Annotated in this window: 15 protein-coding genes and 9 tRNA genes; 1 reads left to right on the top strand and 23 read right to left on the bottom strand. The window is 37.1% G+C overall.

Features of this window, described 5'->3' with window-relative positions; translation table 11 throughout:
* Nucleotides 1-57: 57 nt before the first annotated feature.
* The 12 genes from rpoB to tuf form a co-directional block, all read right to left on the bottom strand.
* Nucleotides 58-3,879 carry a DNA-directed RNA polymerase subunit beta gene (gene rpoB, locus K0U91_RS08965; protein WP_219970380.1) on the bottom strand — a complete coding sequence of 1,274 codons (3,822 nt, stop codon included), beginning with the start codon at nt 3,877-3,879 and terminating at the stop codon, nt 58-60.
* A 527-nt stretch (nt 3,880-4,406) separates the two neighbouring features.
* Nucleotides 4,407-5,555 (bottom strand): fibrobacter succinogenes major paralogous domain-containing protein, encoded by a 1,149-nt coding sequence (locus K0U91_RS08960; protein ID WP_219970379.1) that lies wholly within the window; start codon nt 5,553-5,555, stop codon nt 4,407-4,409.
* A 7-nt stretch (nt 5,556-5,562) separates the two neighbouring features.
* Entirely contained in the window at nt 5,563-7,896 is a 2,334-nt protein-coding gene (locus K0U91_RS08955; protein WP_220571801.1) for an Ig-like domain-containing protein, read from the bottom strand.
* A gap of 59 nt (nt 7,897-7,955) precedes the next feature.
* A complete protein-coding gene (locus K0U91_RS08950; RefSeq protein ID WP_220180776.1) occupies nt 7,956-8,639 on the bottom strand; it encodes a hypothetical protein in 684 nt (227 codons plus the stop codon).
* Between the two features lie 322 nt (nt 8,640-8,961).
* The gene (gene rplL, locus K0U91_RS08945; RefSeq protein ID WP_219970376.1) at nt 8,962-9,330 is read right to left on the bottom strand and encodes a 50S ribosomal protein L7/L12; all 369 of its coding nucleotides are present in this window, start codon (nt 9,328-9,330) and stop codon (nt 8,962-8,964) included.
* Between the two features lie 46 nt (nt 9,331-9,376).
* Nucleotides 9,377-9,970: a 50S ribosomal protein L10 gene (gene rplJ, locus K0U91_RS08940; protein WP_219970375.1), complete on the bottom strand. Its 594-nt coding sequence runs from the start codon at nt 9,968-9,970 to the stop codon at nt 9,377-9,379.
* A 17-nt stretch (nt 9,971-9,987) separates the two neighbouring features.
* Nucleotides 9,988-10,680: a 50S ribosomal protein L1 gene (rplA, locus tag K0U91_RS08935; RefSeq protein ID WP_220180777.1), complete on the bottom strand. Its 693-nt coding sequence runs from the start codon at nt 10,678-10,680 to the stop codon at nt 9,988-9,990.
* 10 nt (nt 10,681-10,690) lie between these two features.
* Complete coding sequence (gene rplK / locus K0U91_RS08930; RefSeq protein ID WP_034760648.1) at nt 10,691-11,134, bottom strand: 50S ribosomal protein L11; 444 nt, start codon at nt 11,132-11,134, stop codon at nt 10,691-10,693.
* A gap of 272 nt (nt 11,135-11,406) precedes the next feature.
* Nucleotides 11,407-11,949: a transcription termination/antitermination protein NusG gene (gene nusG / locus K0U91_RS08925; protein WP_219970373.1), complete on the bottom strand. Its 543-nt coding sequence runs from the start codon at nt 11,947-11,949 to the stop codon at nt 11,407-11,409.
* A 17-nt stretch (nt 11,950-11,966) separates the two neighbouring features.
* Nucleotides 11,967-12,170, bottom strand: coding sequence for a preprotein translocase subunit SecE (gene secE / locus K0U91_RS08920; protein WP_219970372.1), 204 nt, complete (start codon nt 12,168-12,170; stop codon nt 11,967-11,969).
* A 13-nt stretch (nt 12,171-12,183) separates the two neighbouring features.
* Nucleotides 12,184-12,254: transfer RNA gene (locus tag K0U91_RS08915), tRNA-Trp, on the bottom strand.
* Nucleotides 12,255-12,308: 54 nt separating this feature from the next.
* Nucleotides 12,309-13,523 carry an elongation factor Tu gene (gene tuf, locus K0U91_RS08910; protein ID WP_219970371.1) on the bottom strand — a complete coding sequence of 405 codons (1,215 nt, stop codon included), beginning with the start codon at nt 13,521-13,523 and terminating at the stop codon, nt 12,309-12,311.
* A 248-nt stretch (nt 13,524-13,771) separates the two neighbouring features.
* On the opposite strand from tuf, the gene K0U91_RS08905 reads away from it, so the two are divergent.
* The gene (locus tag K0U91_RS08905) at nt 13,772-15,274 is read left to right on the top strand and encodes a DUF4394 domain-containing protein (protein WP_220180778.1); all 1,503 of its coding nucleotides are present in this window, start codon (nt 13,772-13,774) and stop codon (nt 15,272-15,274) included.
* Between the two features lie 320 nt (nt 15,275-15,594).
* On the opposite strand, the gene K0U91_RS08900 is transcribed toward K0U91_RS08905, so the two are convergent.
* The 11 genes from K0U91_RS08900 to rpsU all read right to left on the bottom strand — a co-directional run bounded on the left by K0U91_RS08900 (nt 15,595) and on the right by rpsU (nt 18,282).
* Nucleotides 15,595-15,679, bottom strand: a tRNA-Ser gene (locus K0U91_RS08900).
* Between the two features lie 174 nt (nt 15,680-15,853).
* Nucleotides 15,854-15,925: transfer RNA gene (locus K0U91_RS08895), tRNA-Thr, on the bottom strand.
* Nucleotides 15,926-15,966: 41 nt separating this feature from the next.
* Nucleotides 15,967-16,039: transfer RNA gene (locus K0U91_RS08890), tRNA-Gly, on the bottom strand.
* Nucleotides 16,040-16,124: 85 nt separating this feature from the next.
* Nucleotides 16,125-16,205: transfer RNA gene (locus K0U91_RS08885), tRNA-Tyr, on the bottom strand.
* 20 nt (nt 16,206-16,225) lie between these two features.
* A tRNA-Thr gene (locus tag K0U91_RS08880) sits at nt 16,226-16,299 on the bottom strand.
* Nucleotides 16,300-16,389: 90 nt separating this feature from the next.
* A tRNA-Gly gene (locus K0U91_RS08875) sits at nt 16,390-16,465 on the bottom strand.
* 86 nt (nt 16,466-16,551) lie between these two features.
* Nucleotides 16,552-16,632, bottom strand: a tRNA-Tyr gene (locus K0U91_RS08870).
* Between the two features lie 19 nt (nt 16,633-16,651).
* Nucleotides 16,652-16,725, bottom strand: a tRNA-Thr gene (locus K0U91_RS08865).
* 106 nt (nt 16,726-16,831) lie between these two features.
* Nucleotides 16,832-17,122: an HPF/RaiA family ribosome-associated protein gene (locus K0U91_RS08860; RefSeq protein WP_047444892.1), complete on the bottom strand. Its 291-nt coding sequence runs from the start codon at nt 17,120-17,122 to the stop codon at nt 16,832-16,834.
* Nucleotides 17,119-18,006, bottom strand: a complete 888-nt coding sequence (locus K0U91_RS08855) for a tyrosine-type recombinase/integrase (protein ID WP_220180779.1) — start codon at nt 18,004-18,006, stop codon at nt 17,119-17,121. The genes K0U91_RS08860 and K0U91_RS08855 overlap by 4 nt, the downstream gene beginning before the upstream one ends.
* Before the next feature lie 78 nt (nt 18,007-18,084).
* Nucleotides 18,085-18,282: a 30S ribosomal protein S21 gene (gene rpsU / locus K0U91_RS08850; protein ID WP_034723363.1), complete on the bottom strand. Its 198-nt coding sequence runs from the start codon at nt 18,280-18,282 to the stop codon at nt 18,085-18,087.
* Nucleotides 18,283-18,353 lie beyond the last annotated feature (71 nt).

Genomic DNA, 18,353 nt, shown 5'->3' with positions numbered 1-18,353 from the left:
GATTTTAGATTAATTTTTGAATGTTGCCATTCAACATTTATAATTTAAAATTTAAAATTATTCCTCTAGTCTTACGTCTAATCCAAGACCTTGCAGCTCGTGAAGTAATACATTGAAAGATTCTGGAATACCCGGTTCAGGCATTGCTTCACCTTTTGCAATCGCTTCATAAGTTTTTGCTCTACCAATCACGTCATCCGACTTCACAGTCAGGATTTCTCTCAGGATATTTGCAGCTCCAAATGCTTCAAGAGCCCAAACCTCCATCTCTCCGAATCTCTGACCACCAAACTGAGCTTTACCTCCTAATGGCTGCTGAGTAATCAATGAATAAGGTCCGATAGAACGTGCGTGCATTTTGTCATCTACCATATGCCCAAGTTTCAGCATATAGATAATACCTACTGTTGCAGCTTGCGTAAATCTTTCTCCGGTACCACCATCATAAAGGTGAGTGTGACCGAATTGAGGAACTCCAGCTTTCTCAGTATACTCAGTAATCTGATCAAGAGTTGCCCCATCAAAGATTGGCGTTGCGAACGTCATTCCTAATTTCTGACCAGCCCATCCAAGAACTGTTTCATAAATCTGTCCGATGTTCATACGAGAAGGTACCCCAAGTGGATTCAATACGATATCTACCGGTGTTCCATCTTCCAAGAATGGCATATCTTCTTCACGAACGATTCTTGAAACGATACCTTTGTTACCGTGACGTCCTGCCATTTTATCCCCTACATTCAGCTTACGTTTTTTAGCGATGTAAACTTTAGCCAATTTCATGATACCTGCAGGAAGCTCATCTCCAATAGAAATTGCGAATTTCTCACGGTTTTTAACTCCTTGAATATCGTTGAATTTGATTTTGTAATTGTGAATCAATTGTTTGATCAATTCATTCTTATCGTTGTCAACCGTCCAATCTGCGCCGCTAACGTTTACGTAATCTTCAACTGAAGTCAATAATTTGTGAGTGAATTTCACACCTTTACCAATAATTTCTTCATCTAAGTCATTCGTAACTCCCTGAGAAGTTTTACCGCTAACTAAAGTGTTTAATTTTTCGATTAAAGTATTTCTCAACTCGTCAAACTTAGCTTTGTAAGTATTTTCAATCTCTTCAAGCTTAAGTTTTTCTTCAGTTCTTTTCTTTTTGTCCTTAATATTTCTAGAGAACAATTTTTTGTTGATCACAACACCTCTTAATGAAGAATCTGCTTTCAATGAAGCATCTTTTACATCACCGGCTTTATCACCAAAGATTGCTCTAAGAAGTTTCTCTTCAGGAGTAGGGTCAGATTCACCTTTTGGAGTAATCTTACCAATCATGATATCACCAGGCTTCACTTCAGCACCGATTCTGATCATTCCGTTCTCATCAAGATCTTTTGTAGCTTCTTCTGAAACGTTTGGAATATCTGCTGTCAGTTCTTCCATACCTAATTTGGTATCACGAACTTCAAGAGAATACTCATCTACGTGGATTGAAGTAAACCAGTCTTCACGTACAACTTTTTCGTTGATTACAATTGCATCCTCAAAGTTGTATCCTTTCCAAGGCATGAACGCAACCACCAAGTTTCTACCAAGAGCCAATTCTCCGTTTTCGGTTGCATAACCGTCGCAAAGAACCTGACCTTTATGTACCGTCTCACCTACTCTTACGTTTGGTCTTAAGGTAATAGTTGTACTCTGGTTAGTTTTTCTAAACTTAGTTAATTTATATGTTTTTGTAGCAGATTCGAATGATACAAGATCTTCGTCATCGCTTCTTTCATATTTAATGGTAATCTGATCAGCATCAACATATTCAACAACACCACTTCCTTCTGCATTGATCAAAATTCTAGAATCTTTAGCAACCTGCTGCTCCAGACCTGTACCTACAATTGGAGCCTGAGGCTTCAACAATGGAACTGCCTGACGCATCATGTTTGATCCCATCAACGCACGGTTTGCATCATCATGCTCCAGGAACGGAATCAATGAAGCAGAAATACCGGAAATCTGGTTTGGTGCTACGTCGATCAAATTAACCTGAGAAGGTTCAACTACAGGATAATCACCATCTAATCTGGCAATAATTCTGTCTGTTAAGAATCCTCCGTTATCATCTAATTCAACGTTTGCCTGAGCAATTACTTTATCTTCTTCGTCTTCAGCATTCAGATAAATAGGATCAGCATGTAAATCTACAGTACCTGAATTTACTTTTCTGTATGGTGTTTCGATGAAACCAAGTGTATTAATTTTAGCATAAATACCTAAAGAAGAGATCAAACCAATGTTTGGTCCCTCAGGAGTTTCAATAGGACAGATACGACCATAGTGTGTATGGTGAACATCACGTACCTCGAAACCTGCTCTTTCTCTTGATAAACCACCAGGTCCTAGTGCAGAAAGTCTACGCTTGTGCGTGATTTCTGACAATGGATTGGTTTGGTCCATAAATTGAGAAAGCTGGTTGGTACCAAAGAATGAGTTAATAACTGATGTTAGAGTTTTAGCATTAACAAGATCTAGAGGAGTAAATATTTCGTTATCTCTAACGTTCATTCTTTCCTTAATTGTTCTTGCAATTCTAGAAAGACCTACACCGAACTGTCCTGCCAATTGCTCACCAACAGTTTTAATTCTTCTGTTTGATAAGTGGTCAATATCATCAACCTCAGCTTTAGAGTTTACCAATTCGATCAAGTGTCTTACGATCGCAATGATATCTTCTTTTGTAAGAACCTCAGTGGTAGTCGGGATATTAAGACCTAACTTTTTATTTAGTCTGTAACGTCCTACTTCACCAAGTGAATATCTTTGCTCAGAGAAGAATAATTTTTCAATGATTCCTCTTGCAGTTTCCTCATCGGGTGGATCCGCATTTCTTAACTGACGGTAAATATATTCTACCGCTTCTTTTTCAGAGTTGGTAGGGTCTTTTTGTAATGTATTCTGAATGATAGAGAATTCGTTTGAATTTTCTTTGTGAATCAAGATAGATTTCACACCTGCATCCAAAATAAGATCTAAATGTTCTTTTTCAAGAATCGTTTCTCTGTCTAGGATGATTTCGTTTCTTTCGATAGAAACAACTTCACCAGTATCTTCGTCTACGAAATCTTCGAACCAAGTGTTCAATACTCTCGCAGCCAAAGTTCTTCCTTCTACTTTTTTAAGCGCAGCTTTAGAAACTTTCACTTCTTCTGCAAGGTCAAAAATCTGAAGAATATCTTTATCAGATTCGAAACCGATCGCTCTTAATAGAGTTGTTAAAGGTAATTTTTTCTTACGGTCGATATACGCGTACATTACGCTGTTGATATCTGTCGTAAATTCCATCCAAGATCCTTTGAAAGGGATAATTCTTGAATAGTACAATTTTGTTCCGTTTGCGTGGTAAGTCTGTCCGAAGAATACACCCGGAGATCTGTGTAACTGAGTTACGATAACACGCTCTGCTCCATTGATAATAAATGAACCAGACGGAGTCATATAAGGAACCGGACCTAAATAAACATCCTGTACAACGGTCTGAAAATCTTCATGTTCAGGATCTGTACAATATAGTTTAAGTCTGGCTTTTAGAGGAACGGAATACGTTAAACCTCTTTCCACACACTCATCGATTGAGTAACGTGGTGAATCTACCAAATAATCTAAGAATTCCAAAACGAATTGGTTTCTAGAATCGGTAATTGGAAAGTTTTCTTGGAAGGTCTTGTGCAAACCTTCTTTCTTTCTGTCTTCAGGAAGTGTGTCTAATTGGAAAAAATCTTTAAATGACTCTAACTGGATATCTAAGAAATCCGGAGTAATGATTTTTCCTTTCGCTGTAGAGAAATTGATTCTCTCATTTCCTTTAGTAATTGCATTTGTTTTACTCATAAAACTTTTAAGAAAGGGTTAAAAAATATTTTGATTTTACAAAAAAATATCAGAAAAAGACTAAAGATAAAAGAGACAAAATAAAAAGACATTTGATGTTTGGCGCTATCAGAAGTGGTCTTTTTCTTTTAATTCTTTATTCTACACTCTAATTCTAACTGCAACGCTGGTATATCTTTTCACAGCGTAATGCAAAATATTTTTAATTTTACTTTAGACGAAAAAAATCATAATGATAAACACGAAATCTCCTTCAAAATAGTTGAAAGAGTTGATTCACAATGTTTTACCGTAATATGTTTAGTTTTAGCGCCAAAAGAGACTGCAAATATACTAACTAAATTTGGAAAACACAAGTTATTTAAAGTTGTCTATCAAACGATTATGAAATTAAAGCGAGTTATGATTTATTTTGGGAAACTTAAATCTAGCCAATTATAATATTTAATTCTTACAAAAAAAAGCTGCCTCCGAAAAGACAGCTTAGCTATTTAATTGTATGAATTATACAAATTAAGAACAAATAATTAATTCTTTATACATCGAACTGACGCCCCAGTTGCGCGTTGTACAATAGTAGTCGCTACTGATGCTGCTGCAATCGTATACACAGATGATTGAGTACCTGAAATCGTACTTGTATAATAACTTCCTGTAGTTCCAACGTTTGCTAAAGCACCTGTAGAACCAGTTCTACTTCCACCAACAGTCAATTTCAATGGAGAGGTGAATGCTGTAGCAGCATTTGTAATCGCTGTTTCAGCAGTAAATTCCGTTATTGTAGGAATACGAAAACCTACCGGACAAGGATTATTAATACCACTTATCCCTTGCCACAAGTTATTATTCGAAGCTGTACGCCAATCGGTTGCACTTGTAATAAAATTAGCATTCCCCGGTACATCCGTTGTACTGGTTGTAGCTGTTGTGGTAGATGTACGAATCTGGTGTCCATCAGTTAAACGTCCCCATTGATATAAATCACCATATGCAGCAGCGTTGGTAGATGATGTTGCCACCTGAGCAGCACCCAAATTGCGATCCATCCAAATTCTGCCTGTTGTGGGTGAAGTGACAACTGGGATTCCACCACTCCAAAATGACCATTCGCTACCATTGAATACAGCCAGCTGATTAGGTGAAGTACCCGTTACATAAACCATCATACCCGGACTAGGATTAACGATATCTGCATATGAGTTTACTCTTGGCAAAACCATAGCCTTATTAGTATCTGCTAAAACAAGAATACCATTGGTAGTGTTTGTCTGTGCAGTTGTCAAATCAGCTGAGACAACGGTTTTTGATGTAGAAACTTCAGCATTAGCATCAGCAACACCTACACCAACAGCAGGAATTGCTGCACCTGCAGACAGATCCAAGTATTGATTTATTGCCGTCGCATTTTGTATTGTTGAACTGCCGAGTTTTACTTTTTTAGCAGTTGAGTCAAAAAACAATGTTCCGGTAATAGGAGCCGGAGTGGTTCCGGAAATAGCCGCTTCAGTTGTCGCCCATGGTAAAACAATCCCTTTTTGTCCTCCTGCCGCATCACCAAACTCAATAGATACAGAGAGAGTTGCCGGAGCCGAAGTTGCAAGAGATTTACCAATGGTAACCTGACTGAAAACCATCGTTGACGAAAGTAAAAACAGTGTTAATATATATTTATTCATTTTTCTTTTAATTAAGGATTGTAACATCACAAGTCGGAGTGCTGAAACATCTCCATGTATTGGTATTGTCATAAATTTTCAGACAGTTAGCCGTGGTATCATATATCATCATTCCCACTACCGGTGTTGTAAATGCTGATATCTGAGCCGTTGTCAGTCTATTGATTACAAGACCTTTCGTTTTTGCATCTAATGCTGTGTAAGCACCGGTAATTTTCATCGGCCAATTGCCATTATCTGTACCCGCTCTAGACAATGCAGTGATCCCATGATTTGTTGGCAAACCTCCTACTCCAGGAGATGTCGCCGGGCGGAAGCATCGTGAACAGTCTCCATCTTGTACAACAATATTTTGAGAAGAGCCAATACCCTGACCTATTTCTGAAGTAGGGGTTGGAGCGTCTGTATTATCAGCAACACCAGCGACGCCGCCAGAATTTCCTGCAGCATTATTAACCAATTGAGGCACTCCATTTGCAGCTGTAACAGTGCTTATTATTTGAGCGGGAGTTCCCGAAGTTGTTCCGTTTGCGAGAACTTTTATCTGTCCTCTGTAAGGATAATTAGTATCAGACGTTGGTAGACTCAAAGCATGAATCTGCGTAGTACGAACGTTTTCAGAACCTTCAAGTGCATCAGCACACCCATCATTATCAGAATCTGTGTCAATATAATCAGCAACAGTATCTCCGTCAGTATCTGTTGAAAAACAATATGAAATAGAATCTACATGTCCAAAATCGCTGACAAGCATTCTTATCCTGTACGTTCCTGCCGGAAGAGCAATATTAGATACTGAACTCTGAAACCAACCTTCATCACCCTGTGCTTTAGTAAAGTTTAATAGATTTCCCTGTGCTACTACCGTATTAGATGTAGTGTTAAATATCTCTATTCTCGTTGAATATGGTACATAACCTGCATTAGAAGTCGCTCTGTTTGCAAACCAAGCAGAGGCTGAAAGAACTGTTGCACCTGCAAATGTGAATTGTTTATATATTGTTGCACTTGCGCCATTAATATCAACATATTGAGTTCCCGATTGTGCATTATCCGGACCTTCCGTATATCCCGCACCATTTACTCTCACTATATTAAATGCAGCGGCACCCTGCCCTTCAGCTGTCCATCCGTTATACGGGTTGGTAGCCTGAATATTATTACCATTAATGGTCGTAACTACAGGACTATCAAAACCGTCAGTTGCAGCGATTGATGTCGTAGTACAAAAACCTTCTATAGAATCTAAAATACCATCATTATCATCATCTAAATCTACATCATTTATGACCCCATCACCATCTGTATCCGTTGTATTTCCTATTACCGTTACATTAATATTCACAGGGGTTGATGTACCCGGAACACTATTCCCATCTAATGTATAATTATCCTGAATTGTATACGGAATAGATGCTACCCCAATAAAAGTTGATAAAGGCGTAAAAGTAACTGCCCCTAAATTGTTAACCGCCCATGTTCCCTGGGCGTTTACGAAGGTATTTTGTATACCTGCTGTGGCAGGATCCAGATCTACTGTACTTGCTACAACAAGTCCATCGGGATCAGTATCGTTTGCAGCAACATTGATTGTAACAGGAACATTTTGTAATGTAGAAGTATTATCGGCAGTAGAAATAGGGACGGCATTTACAGCATTTACCGTTACAACTAAATTAACTGCTTCAAATAATAAGAAGTCTGCTGCAGTATTAGCTGAAGTTCCAGCAGAATTGGTACCCGGTCTAAGAACTATGGTTTCTGAAGTTGCAGAAGCAATAAATCTAAGACGTCTGGTACCCCAAGTTCTAACGGGTGTAACCGAAGGAAGCATACTAACAGTCTGTAGTGGACCGGTACCAACCTGAAAGGTAAAAAAATCAATGAAAGTTCCCGCATATGCAACATTACTTGTACCTGCCTGATTTGTTGTTGCAGTTAAAGAGTATACTACAACTTCATATTCTCTTCCGACAACCAATGAACCGATTGGTGCACTAATCGATTCCTGCGTATTTCCGGGTCCAACGTCACGTAACGAGATCCATCGAATATTACCATTGGGTGCTGCCGGCAAAGTAACCGCAGTTCCCCCACCACCTGCAGCATTGGTCCACAAGGCACCGGCTCCTCCACTTACACCCCCAGCGGAAGCAGCAACTGTTTGGCTGGAAATATCGGGAGTTCCCGTGACAATAGTCCATCCTGTCGGAGCACATGAGGTACAGTTTGCTGCCGCATTACTTGATGGTATTGTTTGCGAGAAAGTTAAAGAGCTAATCAGTAAAAGCATGATTACAAATTGCCCTTTCATATTTTGAAAAAAATATTTAAGTTTCATATTTTGAATTGTATAAGTTTCTTACAAAGTGTAAGCTTTGATAAATTTTAATTGACTATTTATGAAACTAATACAGGTGGTGGCCTTACAGAAAAGACCTGTGAGAAACAAAAATCTAATGATTTGTTATTGTATTGAAAATATTTCTGAGAATGGAGATAATCTAAGGCTGATGAAATCAAAAAATTATGATATCCATTAACTATTTTTGAAAGATTATTGTGATGATACGTTGGTGTTATATAGTCTTTAACACCTTGATGAATTGCTAAAAACTGTCCCGAAGAAGCATCCTGAGTGAATTGCTGACTGTGAAAAAACTCTTTTTTCCTTTTTTCAAACTCTTTAATCTTTTTATTAATTGTATTAAGAGCTTCTTTTTTCTTTTTTTTGACTTCTGTTTGAAGCTGATCTTTAAATTGTTTTTTTGGTTTGCTGTTATCAGGCAACGATGTAATTAATATTTCATCTTGTCTTCCTGAATTATAAGATACATCAGCATTTTTCAGTACAATTTTATTGTTAAGAATTTGCTTGTTGAAATTTTCGTCTGTAGAATAAATGTAAGATCCTTTTGAAACAACAATACTTGCAGGCTGCTTTTTTACTTGTGCTGGAGAATCCTGAGCGTATGCGAATGATTGAAAAAAAAGGAGAATTAAAAGAATGCGTAAAATGTTGAAATTGTATGCATATTTCAAATATTCGGCATGTATAATTTTGGTTATTAGAATTCTTTTCAACTATAATTCTTTACAGCGCAAAATTACTTATAAATATGATTATAATTATATTAATTTTTTATTAAATGCCTGATATTTATCACTTTGAAATCAAATAAGTAATAAATTTTAACAATCGTTATTTAAGTAGCTTATATTTTATCAAAAATTCATTATTAAACCTTTTTTTAATGAAATACATCTTATCCTATTAAAAACTTCTACTTAGAGAACAATCAATTTTTCTAATTGGTTTACATTTGGTAAAATTTAAAGACATTATTATGAATAAAAAAAAGCCTGAGCAAATTGCTCAGGCTTCTATATTTAAAAGTGAAATGAATTATTTCAATTCTACTTCAGCACCAGCTTCTTCTAATTGCTTCTTAAGCGCTTCAGCTTCGTCTTTAGAGATACCAGTTTTGATTGCAGCAGGAGCTCCATCTACGATATCTTTAGCTTCCTTAAGACCAGCACCAGTTAAATCTTTTACCAATTTAACGATAGCTAATTTAGAAGCACCAGCAGCTTTAAGAATTACGTCGAATTCTGTTTTTTCTTCAGCAGCTTCAGCTCCACCACCTGCAGACATAACTACAGCAGCAGCAGCTGGCTCGATTCCGTACTCATCCTTAAGGATAGTAGCTAATTCATTTACGTCTTTTACTGTTAAGTTTACTAGCGTTTCCGCTAAATTTTTTAAATCTGACATTGTTGTAATGTTTTTGTTGATTATTTATTTAATTTTTTGAGAGTAATTATTCAGCAGCTGGCGTTTCGTCAGTGCTTTCTGCAGCAGGAGCTTCCGGAGCCTCAGCAGCAGGAGTTTCTTCCACAGCAGGTGCAGCTTCTTCAGCTTTAGCTTCTGCAGTTTCAGGTTTGTTTTGAAGAGCAGAAACAACTCTTTGAATTGGAGACTGAAGCAATCCGATGATTTCACCGATCATTTCTTCTCTAGATTTAATGCTTACTAAAGCATCTAGATTGTTGTCACCAACATAGAAAGTTTCCTGTACAAAAGCAGACTTCAATGCCGGCTTCTCGTCTTTCTTTCTGAAGTCTTTGATTAATTTTGCAGGAGCGTTAGCTGTTTCAGCAATCATTAATGCAGTGTTCCCTTTGAAAGTCTCGAACATTTCAGAGAAATCTACTCCGTCAATCTGCTCCATTGCTTTTTGCAAAAGTGTGTTTTTTACCACTTTTACTTTAATATTTTGCTTGAAAGCCTGTCTTCTGAAGTCAGAAGATTTTGCAGCGTTCAAACCGTCCAAATCTGCTACATAAACTACTTTAGCATCCTGAAGCAAGTCTTTGATCTCTTGTATTGCTACAACTTTTTGGTCTTTTGTCATTGTCTTAAGGATTAAAATTAGTTAACAGATTTACTATCAATTGCAATACCCGGGCTCATTGTAGAAGACAAATAAATGCTTTTTACATAAGTACCTTTAGCAGCAGTTGGTTTCATTTTGATCAATGTAGAAATTAATTCCTGAGCATTTTCTTTGATCTTGTCAGCATCGAAAGATACTTTACCAATACCAGCATGGATAATACCATACTTATCTACTTTGAAATCAATCTTACCTGCTTTCACTTCAGTTACTGCTTTACCAATTTCCATAGTTACAGTACCTGATTTAGGGTTAGGCATCAAACCTCTTGGTCCTAATACTCTACCTAAAGGTCCTAATTTACCCATAACAGCTGGCATAGTAACGATAACGTCAACATCTGTCCAACCATCTTTTATTTTTTGTAAGTATTCGTCAAGACCCACATAATCAGCACCAGCCGCTTTAGCTTCAGCTTCTTTATCCGGAGTTACAAGAGCTAATACTTTAACATCTTTACCTGTACCGTGAGGAAGAGACACTACACCTCTTACCATCTGGTTAGCTTTTCTCGGGTCTACACCCAATCTTACAGCGATATCTACAGAAGCATCAAACTTTGCAGTGTTTACTTCTTTTACAAGAGCAGCACCTTCTTCAAGGTTATAAATTCTTCCTTTTTCTAATTTGCTTAAAGCTTCCTTTTGCTTTTTAGTTAATTTTGCCATTCTATTAGTTTTAAGCGTTAGTTGGTTTAGTTCCTGTTACTCTTAATCCCATAGATCTTGCAGTACCTGCCACCATAGAAAGAGCTGAATCCATTGTAAAACAGTTAAGGTCTGCCATTTTATCTTCTGCGATTTTTTGAACTTGCGCCCAAGATACAGCCCCTACTTTGTTTCTGTTTGGTTCACCTGATCCTCCTTTGATCTTAGCGGCATCCATTAACTGAATTGCTGCAGGTGGTGTTTTGATTACGAATTCGAAAGATTTGTCTTCGTATACCGTAATTACTACCGGTAAAACCTGTCCAGGCTTATCCTGAGTTCTTCCGTTAAATTGTTTACAAAACTCCATGATGTTTACACCGGCAGAACCTAATGCAGGACCTACTGGTGGAGACGGGTTTGCTGCCCCTCCCTTCACCTGAAGCTTTACCATTTTAAAGACTTTTTTAGCCATTTTTTCTTTTTTAAGTTTGAATAATTAATGAGTTGGAAGCATTTATTATTCAGCAGGTTACCTACTCACAAATAGTAATCCTACTTTCGGACTGCAAAATTATGAAATATTTTTTAATTAGCAAATACTTAACTCATTAAATTTCAGAATAAAATAAATAAAATTAATATTCACATGCTTATAGAGGATCTTCTGATAGTTTCTTACTTTCTAAAATTCTAAATAAAAAAAACCGCTCATTTCTGAACGGTCTATTTATATTTTAAAAAGTGTTATACTTTTTCTACCTGCATAAAGCTCAATTCCATTGGAGTTTTTCTTCCGAAGATCAATACAGATACTTCGACTTTCTTTTTATCCTCAAGAATTTTTTCTACTGTACCGTTGAAACCATTGAATGGCCCATCGATTACTTTGACATTCTCACCAACGATGAACGGAATTTCTGCATCTGAAGCAAACTCTGAAAGTTCATCCATTCTTCCGAGCATTCTGTTGACCTCAGATTTTCTCATCGGAACAGGATCTCCTCCTTTCGTTAAGCTCAGGAAAGATATTACTCCCGGGATGTTTTTGATAACGTGAGGAATTTCTCCCATCAGATCAGCTTCCACCATCAGGTATCCAGGATAATAAGGTCTTTCTTTAGGAACTTTTTTTCCGTTTCTAATTTGGATTACCTTTTCCATAGGAATAACCACTTGAGTAACGTACTGCTCAAACCCTAAACGTTTGATTTCTGTCTCAATATAGTTTTTCACTTTATTTTCCTGTCCGCTGATTGCTTTCAGCACATACCATTTCAATTCGCTCATTATGGGAAAATACTTTTTTAGTTGAACACATTAATTAGCATTCCTATTATATTGCTGATTGCTTTAGAAAACAATTCATCAACGCCAAAGGTAAATAATGCTAAAATAACAGTTGCAATAGTAACTACAATAGTTGAAGACTGCAGATCTGACCATTTCGGCCATTCTACTTTGTGTCTGAATTCGTTATAAGAACCTTTTAAAAATTCTACTAAGCTCATTATTTTCTTTTTGCACGGGCACAAGGATTCGAACCCTGATCAACGGTGTTGGAGACCGGTATCCTACCATTGGACGATGCCCGTAGATTAATAAAGTTCCGTAAGTTTCCTTACGGAACTTTAATTATATTAAGATGATTAGTCTAAGATTTCAGTAACCTGACCTGAACCAACTGTTCTACCTCCTTCTCTGATCGCAAATCTAAGACCTACGTTAAGAGCGATTGGTTGTAACAATTCTACAGTGATCTCTAAGTTATCACCAGGCATTACCATTTCTACACCTTCTGGTAAGAAGATCTCACCTGTAACGTCAGTAGTTCTTACGTAGAACTGAGGACGGTATTTGTTGTGGAATGGAGTGTGACGTCCACCTTCTTCTTTAGAAAGAATATAAACTGAAGCTTTGAATTTTTTGTGAGGCTTCACAGAATCTTTCTTAGCGATAACCATACCTCTCTTGATGTCAGTTTTTTCAATACCTCTCAACAATAGACCTACGTTATCTCCAGCTTCACCTCTGTCTAGGATTTTTCTGAACATCTCAACTCCTGTAATAGTAGAAGTCAATTTTTCGTCACCCATACCGATGATATCTACAGGATCTCCTGTGTTGATAATACCAGCTTCGATTCTACCAGTTGCAACAGTACCTCTACCTGTAATAGAGAATACGTCTTCAATTGGCATCAAGAATGGCTTATCAGTATCTCTTGGTGGTTGCTCGATCCATTCGTCAACGGCATCCATTAATTGCTCAACAGATTTGAACCATTGGTCATCTGTCTTAGCACCTCCTTCTGCAGTAGCAGCTGTAAGAGCACCAAGTGCAGAACCTTGAATTACTGGAGAGTTATCTCCGTCGAAATCGTAAGTAGACAATAAGTCTCTCAATTCCATTTCAACAAGCTCTAATAACTCAGCATCATCTACCATGTCAACTTTGTTCATGAAAACAACGATTCTAGGTACATTTACCTGACGACAAAGTAGGATGTGCTCTCTAGTTTGAGGCATAGGCCCGTCTGTAGCAGCACATACAACGATAGCACCGTCCATCTGAGCAGCACCAGTTACCATGTTTTTTACGTAATCTGCGTGACCTGGGCAGTCAACGTGAGCATAATGTCTTTTTTCAGTTTCGTACTCGATGTGAGCAGTATTGATAGTAATCCCTCTTTCTTTTTCTTCAGGAGCAGAGTCAATAGAAGAGAAATCTTTTTTCTCAGCAAGACCTTTGCTCGCTAACACAGCACTGATTGCTGCAGTAAGTGTAGTTTTACCATGGTCAACGTGACCAATAGTACCAATGTTCAAGTGTGGTTTGTTACGATTAAACGTTTCCTTTGCCATGATATTAAATTATTTTATTTATTGTTTATTCAAATTTTCAGTGTGCAAATATAATGAAATTTTAAATACTAAAATCTTTTTGTTAAAAAAAATTATTACTCAAATTCAAAAAAGTGCAAACATTATATTTTGTATATTGGAAATGCAAATTTATAATAAAAAAATGAATTAAAAAAAACACTTCACACATCCATGATCATTTTTCTCTCGTATATTTATCTGAAACTATTTAATTAAAATAAATTTTTATGAAAAAACTATCCAACTTTTGTCTGGCTGCATTTGCCCTTGTCACAGTATTTTCGTGCGATGACGATGAAAACAGCATGCCCGAAACTCCAATAGTAGGTCCTGACGTAATGGTCTATGGACTAAGTGCCAATAATGAACTCTTAGCTTTTAATGCTAATAATACAACCGTATTCACCTCCAATAAGCCGATTACAGGACTTGCATCGGGAGAAAAATTACTCAGTATCGATTTCAGACCGGCGACAGGTGAGCTTTATGCGGTATCCAGCGCAAGTAAGTTTTATATCATCAATACATCTACCGCTGCTACAAGACCGGTAAGTACAACTGCATTTGCACCTGCAATTTCAGGTACTATTGCTTCTATTGATTTTAATCCTACTGTTGACCGTATCAGATTAGTAACAAGTACAGGCCAAAATCTTCGTTTGAATCCTGAAACTGGAGTGATTGCTGCTACCGATACCAGCATTGCTACGACATCCTCTATTGCTGGTATTGCATATACTAACAGTAAATCTGGTGCTGCCACCACTACTTTATATGATCTTGATTTAACTTCAGGAAAATTATTTAAACAAGATCCGCCTAATGCCGGGACCTTAGTTGAAGTGGGAAGTTTAGGTCTTACATTTACAGGTCAAGCAGCATTTGATATCAACCCTGAAAATAGCGTTGCACTAATGGCCGCAACAAGCGGAGGACAAAATGCTTTATATACTGTAAATCTTGATACGGGTAAAGCTTCGACTATTGGTACACTGTCTCAGAAAGTAATTGACCTTGCAATTCCTACAAATCCGGTGGCGTATGCAATTGATAATGCAAATGCACTTCAAATATTTGATCCAAACAAGCCAGAGCCTGTTACAAAAGCAATTACAGGATTACAGACCGGCGAAGGAATTCTTGGTATTGATTTCAGACCTCTGAACGGACAATTGTACGCTTTAGGGAATTCAAATAGAATTTATACCATCAACTTAGGTACAGGTGCAGCTACTCAGGTGGGCACAGGTACACTTACTACCCCACTTGTAGGAACTGAATTCGGTTTTGATTTTAACCCTACGGTCGATAAAATAAGAGTAGTAAGCAATATGGGACAAAATTTAAGATTAGACCCTGTTACAGGTTTTACTACGGCTACCGACACTGCACTTAATCCGGGGACACCGGCTATAGGCGCAGCAGCTTACAGCGACAACTTTGCAGGCGCAACTACAACTTCGCTTTTTGTAATTGATCATAATACAGATAAGCTTTATCTGCAAAATCCTCCCAATGCCGGTACTTTGGTAGAAAGAGGTTCACTAGGACTGAACATCACATCTGCAAACGGATTTGACATCGGAAGTACCAGCCAAAAAGCTTATTTATTAGCTTCTGTTGGAGGCGATACAAAAATTTATATAGTAAACACTACCAATGGGTCTACAGCTTCCCTCGCTACATACCCTAACCCGGTAAAAGGCTTTGCGATAGGTTTAGGATTCTAAAAATACATCTTGATTTTCATAGAGAAGCCCGGAATAGATGTCTATTCCGGGCTTCTATTATTTATAACAATATATAAGGACTTATAACTAAGTTTTTTGCAAATGTGATTGGATGATTTTACAGAAATCTGATGTAGACTGTAACAGGTGATTTTATATTAAAAAATCTGAAATATTTTCGAAAGCCAAGTGAAAGCATAATTCTAAATTTAAGTAATCGTTTAATATTTGGATTCAGATAACTTTCAACATCTACAAATAACTTAATAGAACTATCAACAAAAAAGCCTCAAATAAAATATTTGAGGCTTTTAATAATGCGGAGAGAGAGGGATTCGAACCCCCGGACCTGTTACAGTCAATAGTTTTCAAGACTATCGCAATCGACCACTCTGCCATCTCTCCCATAACTACGATTGTATCGTTGTTTTTTGGTGGTGCAAATATAATATGTTTTTTGTAATCTTCAAAATTATTTTAAACTTAAAAAGAAATATTGTTAAAATTTAAAACCGATTTAATGTAAAAGAACAAATTTAAGGCAAAAAAAATCCCGAAGAAATCGGGATTAATAAAATGAGCCAACTACGGGACTTGAACCCGTGACCTCTTCCTTACCAAGGAAGCACTCTACCGCTGAGCTAAGTCGGCCTGAAAAGAAAAAAATCACGTCTGTAAAAGAGTGATTTTTGAGCGGAAGACGAGGGTCGAACTCGCGACATTCAGCTTGGAAGGCTGACGCTCTACCAACTGAGCTACTTCCGCAATTTTGTTTCCAAAATTATTGGTAAACGCTATACAAAACAAAAGAAAACTCTTTATATCTGTAAGTTTGTTCTAATATAAAATGTGGGGAGAGCAGGATTCGAACCTGCGAAGCCGAAGCAACTGAGTTACAGTCAGTCCCATTTAGCCACTCTGGAATCTCCCCAGATATTTTATATTAAATTGAGCCTCCAGAGGGACTCGAACCCACGACCTGCTGATTACAAATCAGCTGCTCTAGCCAACTGAGCTATGGAGGCAATTTAATAAAAACTGAAAGCTATCAGAGAAACTCTACTCTGTGCTGCATCAGCAGTTAAAAAAAATCACGCCTAATGTGCGGTGTGAAATGGAGCGGAAGACGAGGGTCGAACTCGCGACATTCAGCTTGGAAGGCTGACGCTCTACCAACTGAGCTACTTCCGCAATTTTGTTTCCAAAATTATTGGTAACGGTCTGCAAATCTAAGAAAATCCTTTTAATTCTGCAAGACTTTTTTCTACTATAAAATGTGGGGAGAGCAGGATTCGAACCTGCGAAGCCGAAGCAACTGAGTTACAGTCAGTCCCATTTAGCCACTCTGGAATCTCCCCAGATATTTTATATTAATTGAGCCTCCAGAGGGACTCGAACCCACGACCTGCTGATTACAAATCAGCTGCTCTAGCCAGCTGAGCTACGGAGGCAAAATAAAAAGATTTCAAAAAACGATTGTTCCTTTTTGCGAGTGCAAATATAGAACAGATTTTTTGAAATCTCAAACTTTTTTTTAAAGTTTTTTAACTTTATTTTTTAAGCTAATTCTTTTTTCTTGATTAACAGTTTCTTAGCTGCGTCTACACATTGGTCTAAACTTTCTTCAAAACTCGTGCTTGTCTTTTTCACGACAATATCATCACCTGGGACTACCAATATAAGTTCGGTTGTTTTATTGGCTTTATCCGAATTATTTTCCACCTTCAAAAACACTTTACATTCCTGTAGTTTGTCGTAAAACGTATTAAGCTTGCTTACTTTTTTGTCAACATGTGACTCTAATGGTTCGTGCGGAGTTAAGCCGATTGCCTGTACTGAAATCTTCATAATTCTTCTTTTTTAATTGCTCTTGGATGAGCCTGATTAAACACTTTTTTCAACTGTTCTATATTTGCATTCGTATACACCTGAGTACTTGCCAGACTAGAATGCCCTAATATTTTTTTTACTTTAGAAATCTCCGCCCCATTATCCAAAACGTGTGTCGCAAAGCTATGTCTTAGAATATGAGGGCTTTTCTTTTGTTTTGAAGTTACCAGACTAAGGTACTTATTAACCACTAAATAAACAAATTTTTCGGTTAATTTTTTCCCTTTTTTGTTGACAAAGAAGTATTGTTTAAAATCCTCCTGAGGTTTTCTGATCTGCAGATATTCGGTAAGAAGTTTCGTCAGGTCCGAAGAGATCGGAATATAACGTTCTTTATTTCCTTTGCCTAAAATTTTCAGCTGTTGTCCTTCAATGTTTACACTTTCAAATATTAAGCCACAAAGCTCAGATTTTCTGATTCCGGTTTGATATAAAACCTCAACGATACATTTTTCTAATACATCATCCACATTGATGAGCACAGTATCCTGAAGCACTTCCATTTCTTCTGCAGACATAGGAATTTGCTTCTCTGCGTAAAATTTAAGGGAGTTGATGGTTTCAACCGGGGAAGTTTCAATTTCGCCAATTTTGAGAAGAAAGAGATAAAAACTGCGAAGGGTTGAGAGTTTTCTGTTGATACTTCTCTTGGAAATATTATTTTCGCTCAGCTCAACAATAAAATTTCTTATTATTTTTTTATCAGCTTTAATAATTTTGTCAGATCCTTCTGTTTTCAGGTAAAAAGAATAAAAATCACCTAGATCTTTACGGTAGCTAGTAATGGTGTGAGGTGAATACCTCTTCTCAAGCTGTAGATAATCTAAAAACTTCTCTTGCATATTATATCTATAAAACAAAAATCACTCCTCAAATATAACTATTTAAGAAGTGATTCAGTATGTGTTTAAGAAAATTTCTTAAGCTTGTTCTTCCTTGCTTAACCCTCTTTGCTTATAGGCTGCTTTTAGCCTAGATTGTCTAAGAGTTACAGAAGGCTTGATAAACGCTTGTCTAGATCTTAACTGGCGAACTGTACCTGTTTTATCAAATTTTCTTTTATATTTTTTTAACGCTCTGTCGATGGACTCACCATCTTTTACTGGAATTATTAACATATATTACATCTCATTTTGGATTGCAAAAATATAACTTTTTTCGTGAACAGCAAATTATTTCTGCTTAAAAT

The organism is Chryseobacterium sp. LJ668 (genome assembly GCF_019613955.1).
Lineage (GTDB): Bacteria > Bacteroidota > Bacteroidia > Flavobacteriales > Weeksellaceae > Chryseobacterium.
Note: the sequence above shows the minus strand (reverse complement) of the source record. Positions and strands in the feature narration are given on the sequence as shown.

Coding starts and splice junctions, on each gene's coding strand:
- rpoB (WP_219970380.1), bottom strand. CDS start 3,879: ATGAGTAAAACAAATGCAATTACTAAAGGAAATGAGAGAATCAATTTC.
- K0U91_RS08960 (WP_219970379.1), bottom strand. CDS start 5,555: ATGAATAAATATATATTAACACTGTTTTTACTTTCGTCAACGATGGTT.
- K0U91_RS08955 (WP_220571801.1), bottom strand. CDS start 7,896: ATGAAACTTAAATATTTTTTTCAAAATATGAAAGGGCAATTTGTAATC.
- rplL (WP_219970376.1), bottom strand. CDS start 9,330: ATGTCAGATTTAAAAAATTTAGCGGAAACGCTAGTAAACTTAACAGTA.
- rplJ (WP_219970375.1), bottom strand. CDS start 9,970: ATGACAAAAGACCAAAAAGTTGTAGCAATACAAGAGATCAAAGACTTG.
- rplA (WP_220180777.1), bottom strand. CDS start 10,680: ATGGCAAAATTAACTAAAAAGCAAAAGGAAGCTTTAAGCAAATTAGAA.
- rplK (WP_034760648.1), bottom strand. CDS start 11,134: ATGGCTAAAAAAGTCTTTAAAATGGTAAAGCTTCAGGTGAAGGGAGGG.
- nusG (WP_219970373.1), bottom strand. CDS start 11,949: ATGAGCGAATTGAAATGGTATGTGCTGAAAGCAATCAGCGGACAGGAA.
- secE (WP_219970372.1), bottom strand. CDS start 12,170: ATGAGCTTAGTAGAATTTTTAAAAGGTTCTTATAACGAATTCAGACAC.
- tuf (WP_219970371.1), bottom strand. CDS start 13,523: ATGGCAAAGGAAACGTTTAATCGTAACAAACCACACTTGAACATTGGT.
- K0U91_RS08905 (WP_220180778.1), top strand. CDS start 13,772: ATGAAAAAACTATCCAACTTTTGTCTGGCTGCATTTGCCCTTGTCACA.
- K0U91_RS08860 (WP_047444892.1), bottom strand. CDS start 17,122: ATGAAGATTTCAGTACAGGCAATCGGCTTAACTCCGCACGAACCATTA.
- K0U91_RS08855 (WP_220180779.1), bottom strand. CDS start 18,006: ATGCAAGAGAAGTTTTTAGATTATCTACAGCTTGAGAAGAGGTATTCA.
- rpsU (WP_034723363.1), bottom strand. CDS start 18,282: ATGTTAATAATTCCAGTAAAAGATGGTGAGTCCATCGACAGAGCGTTA.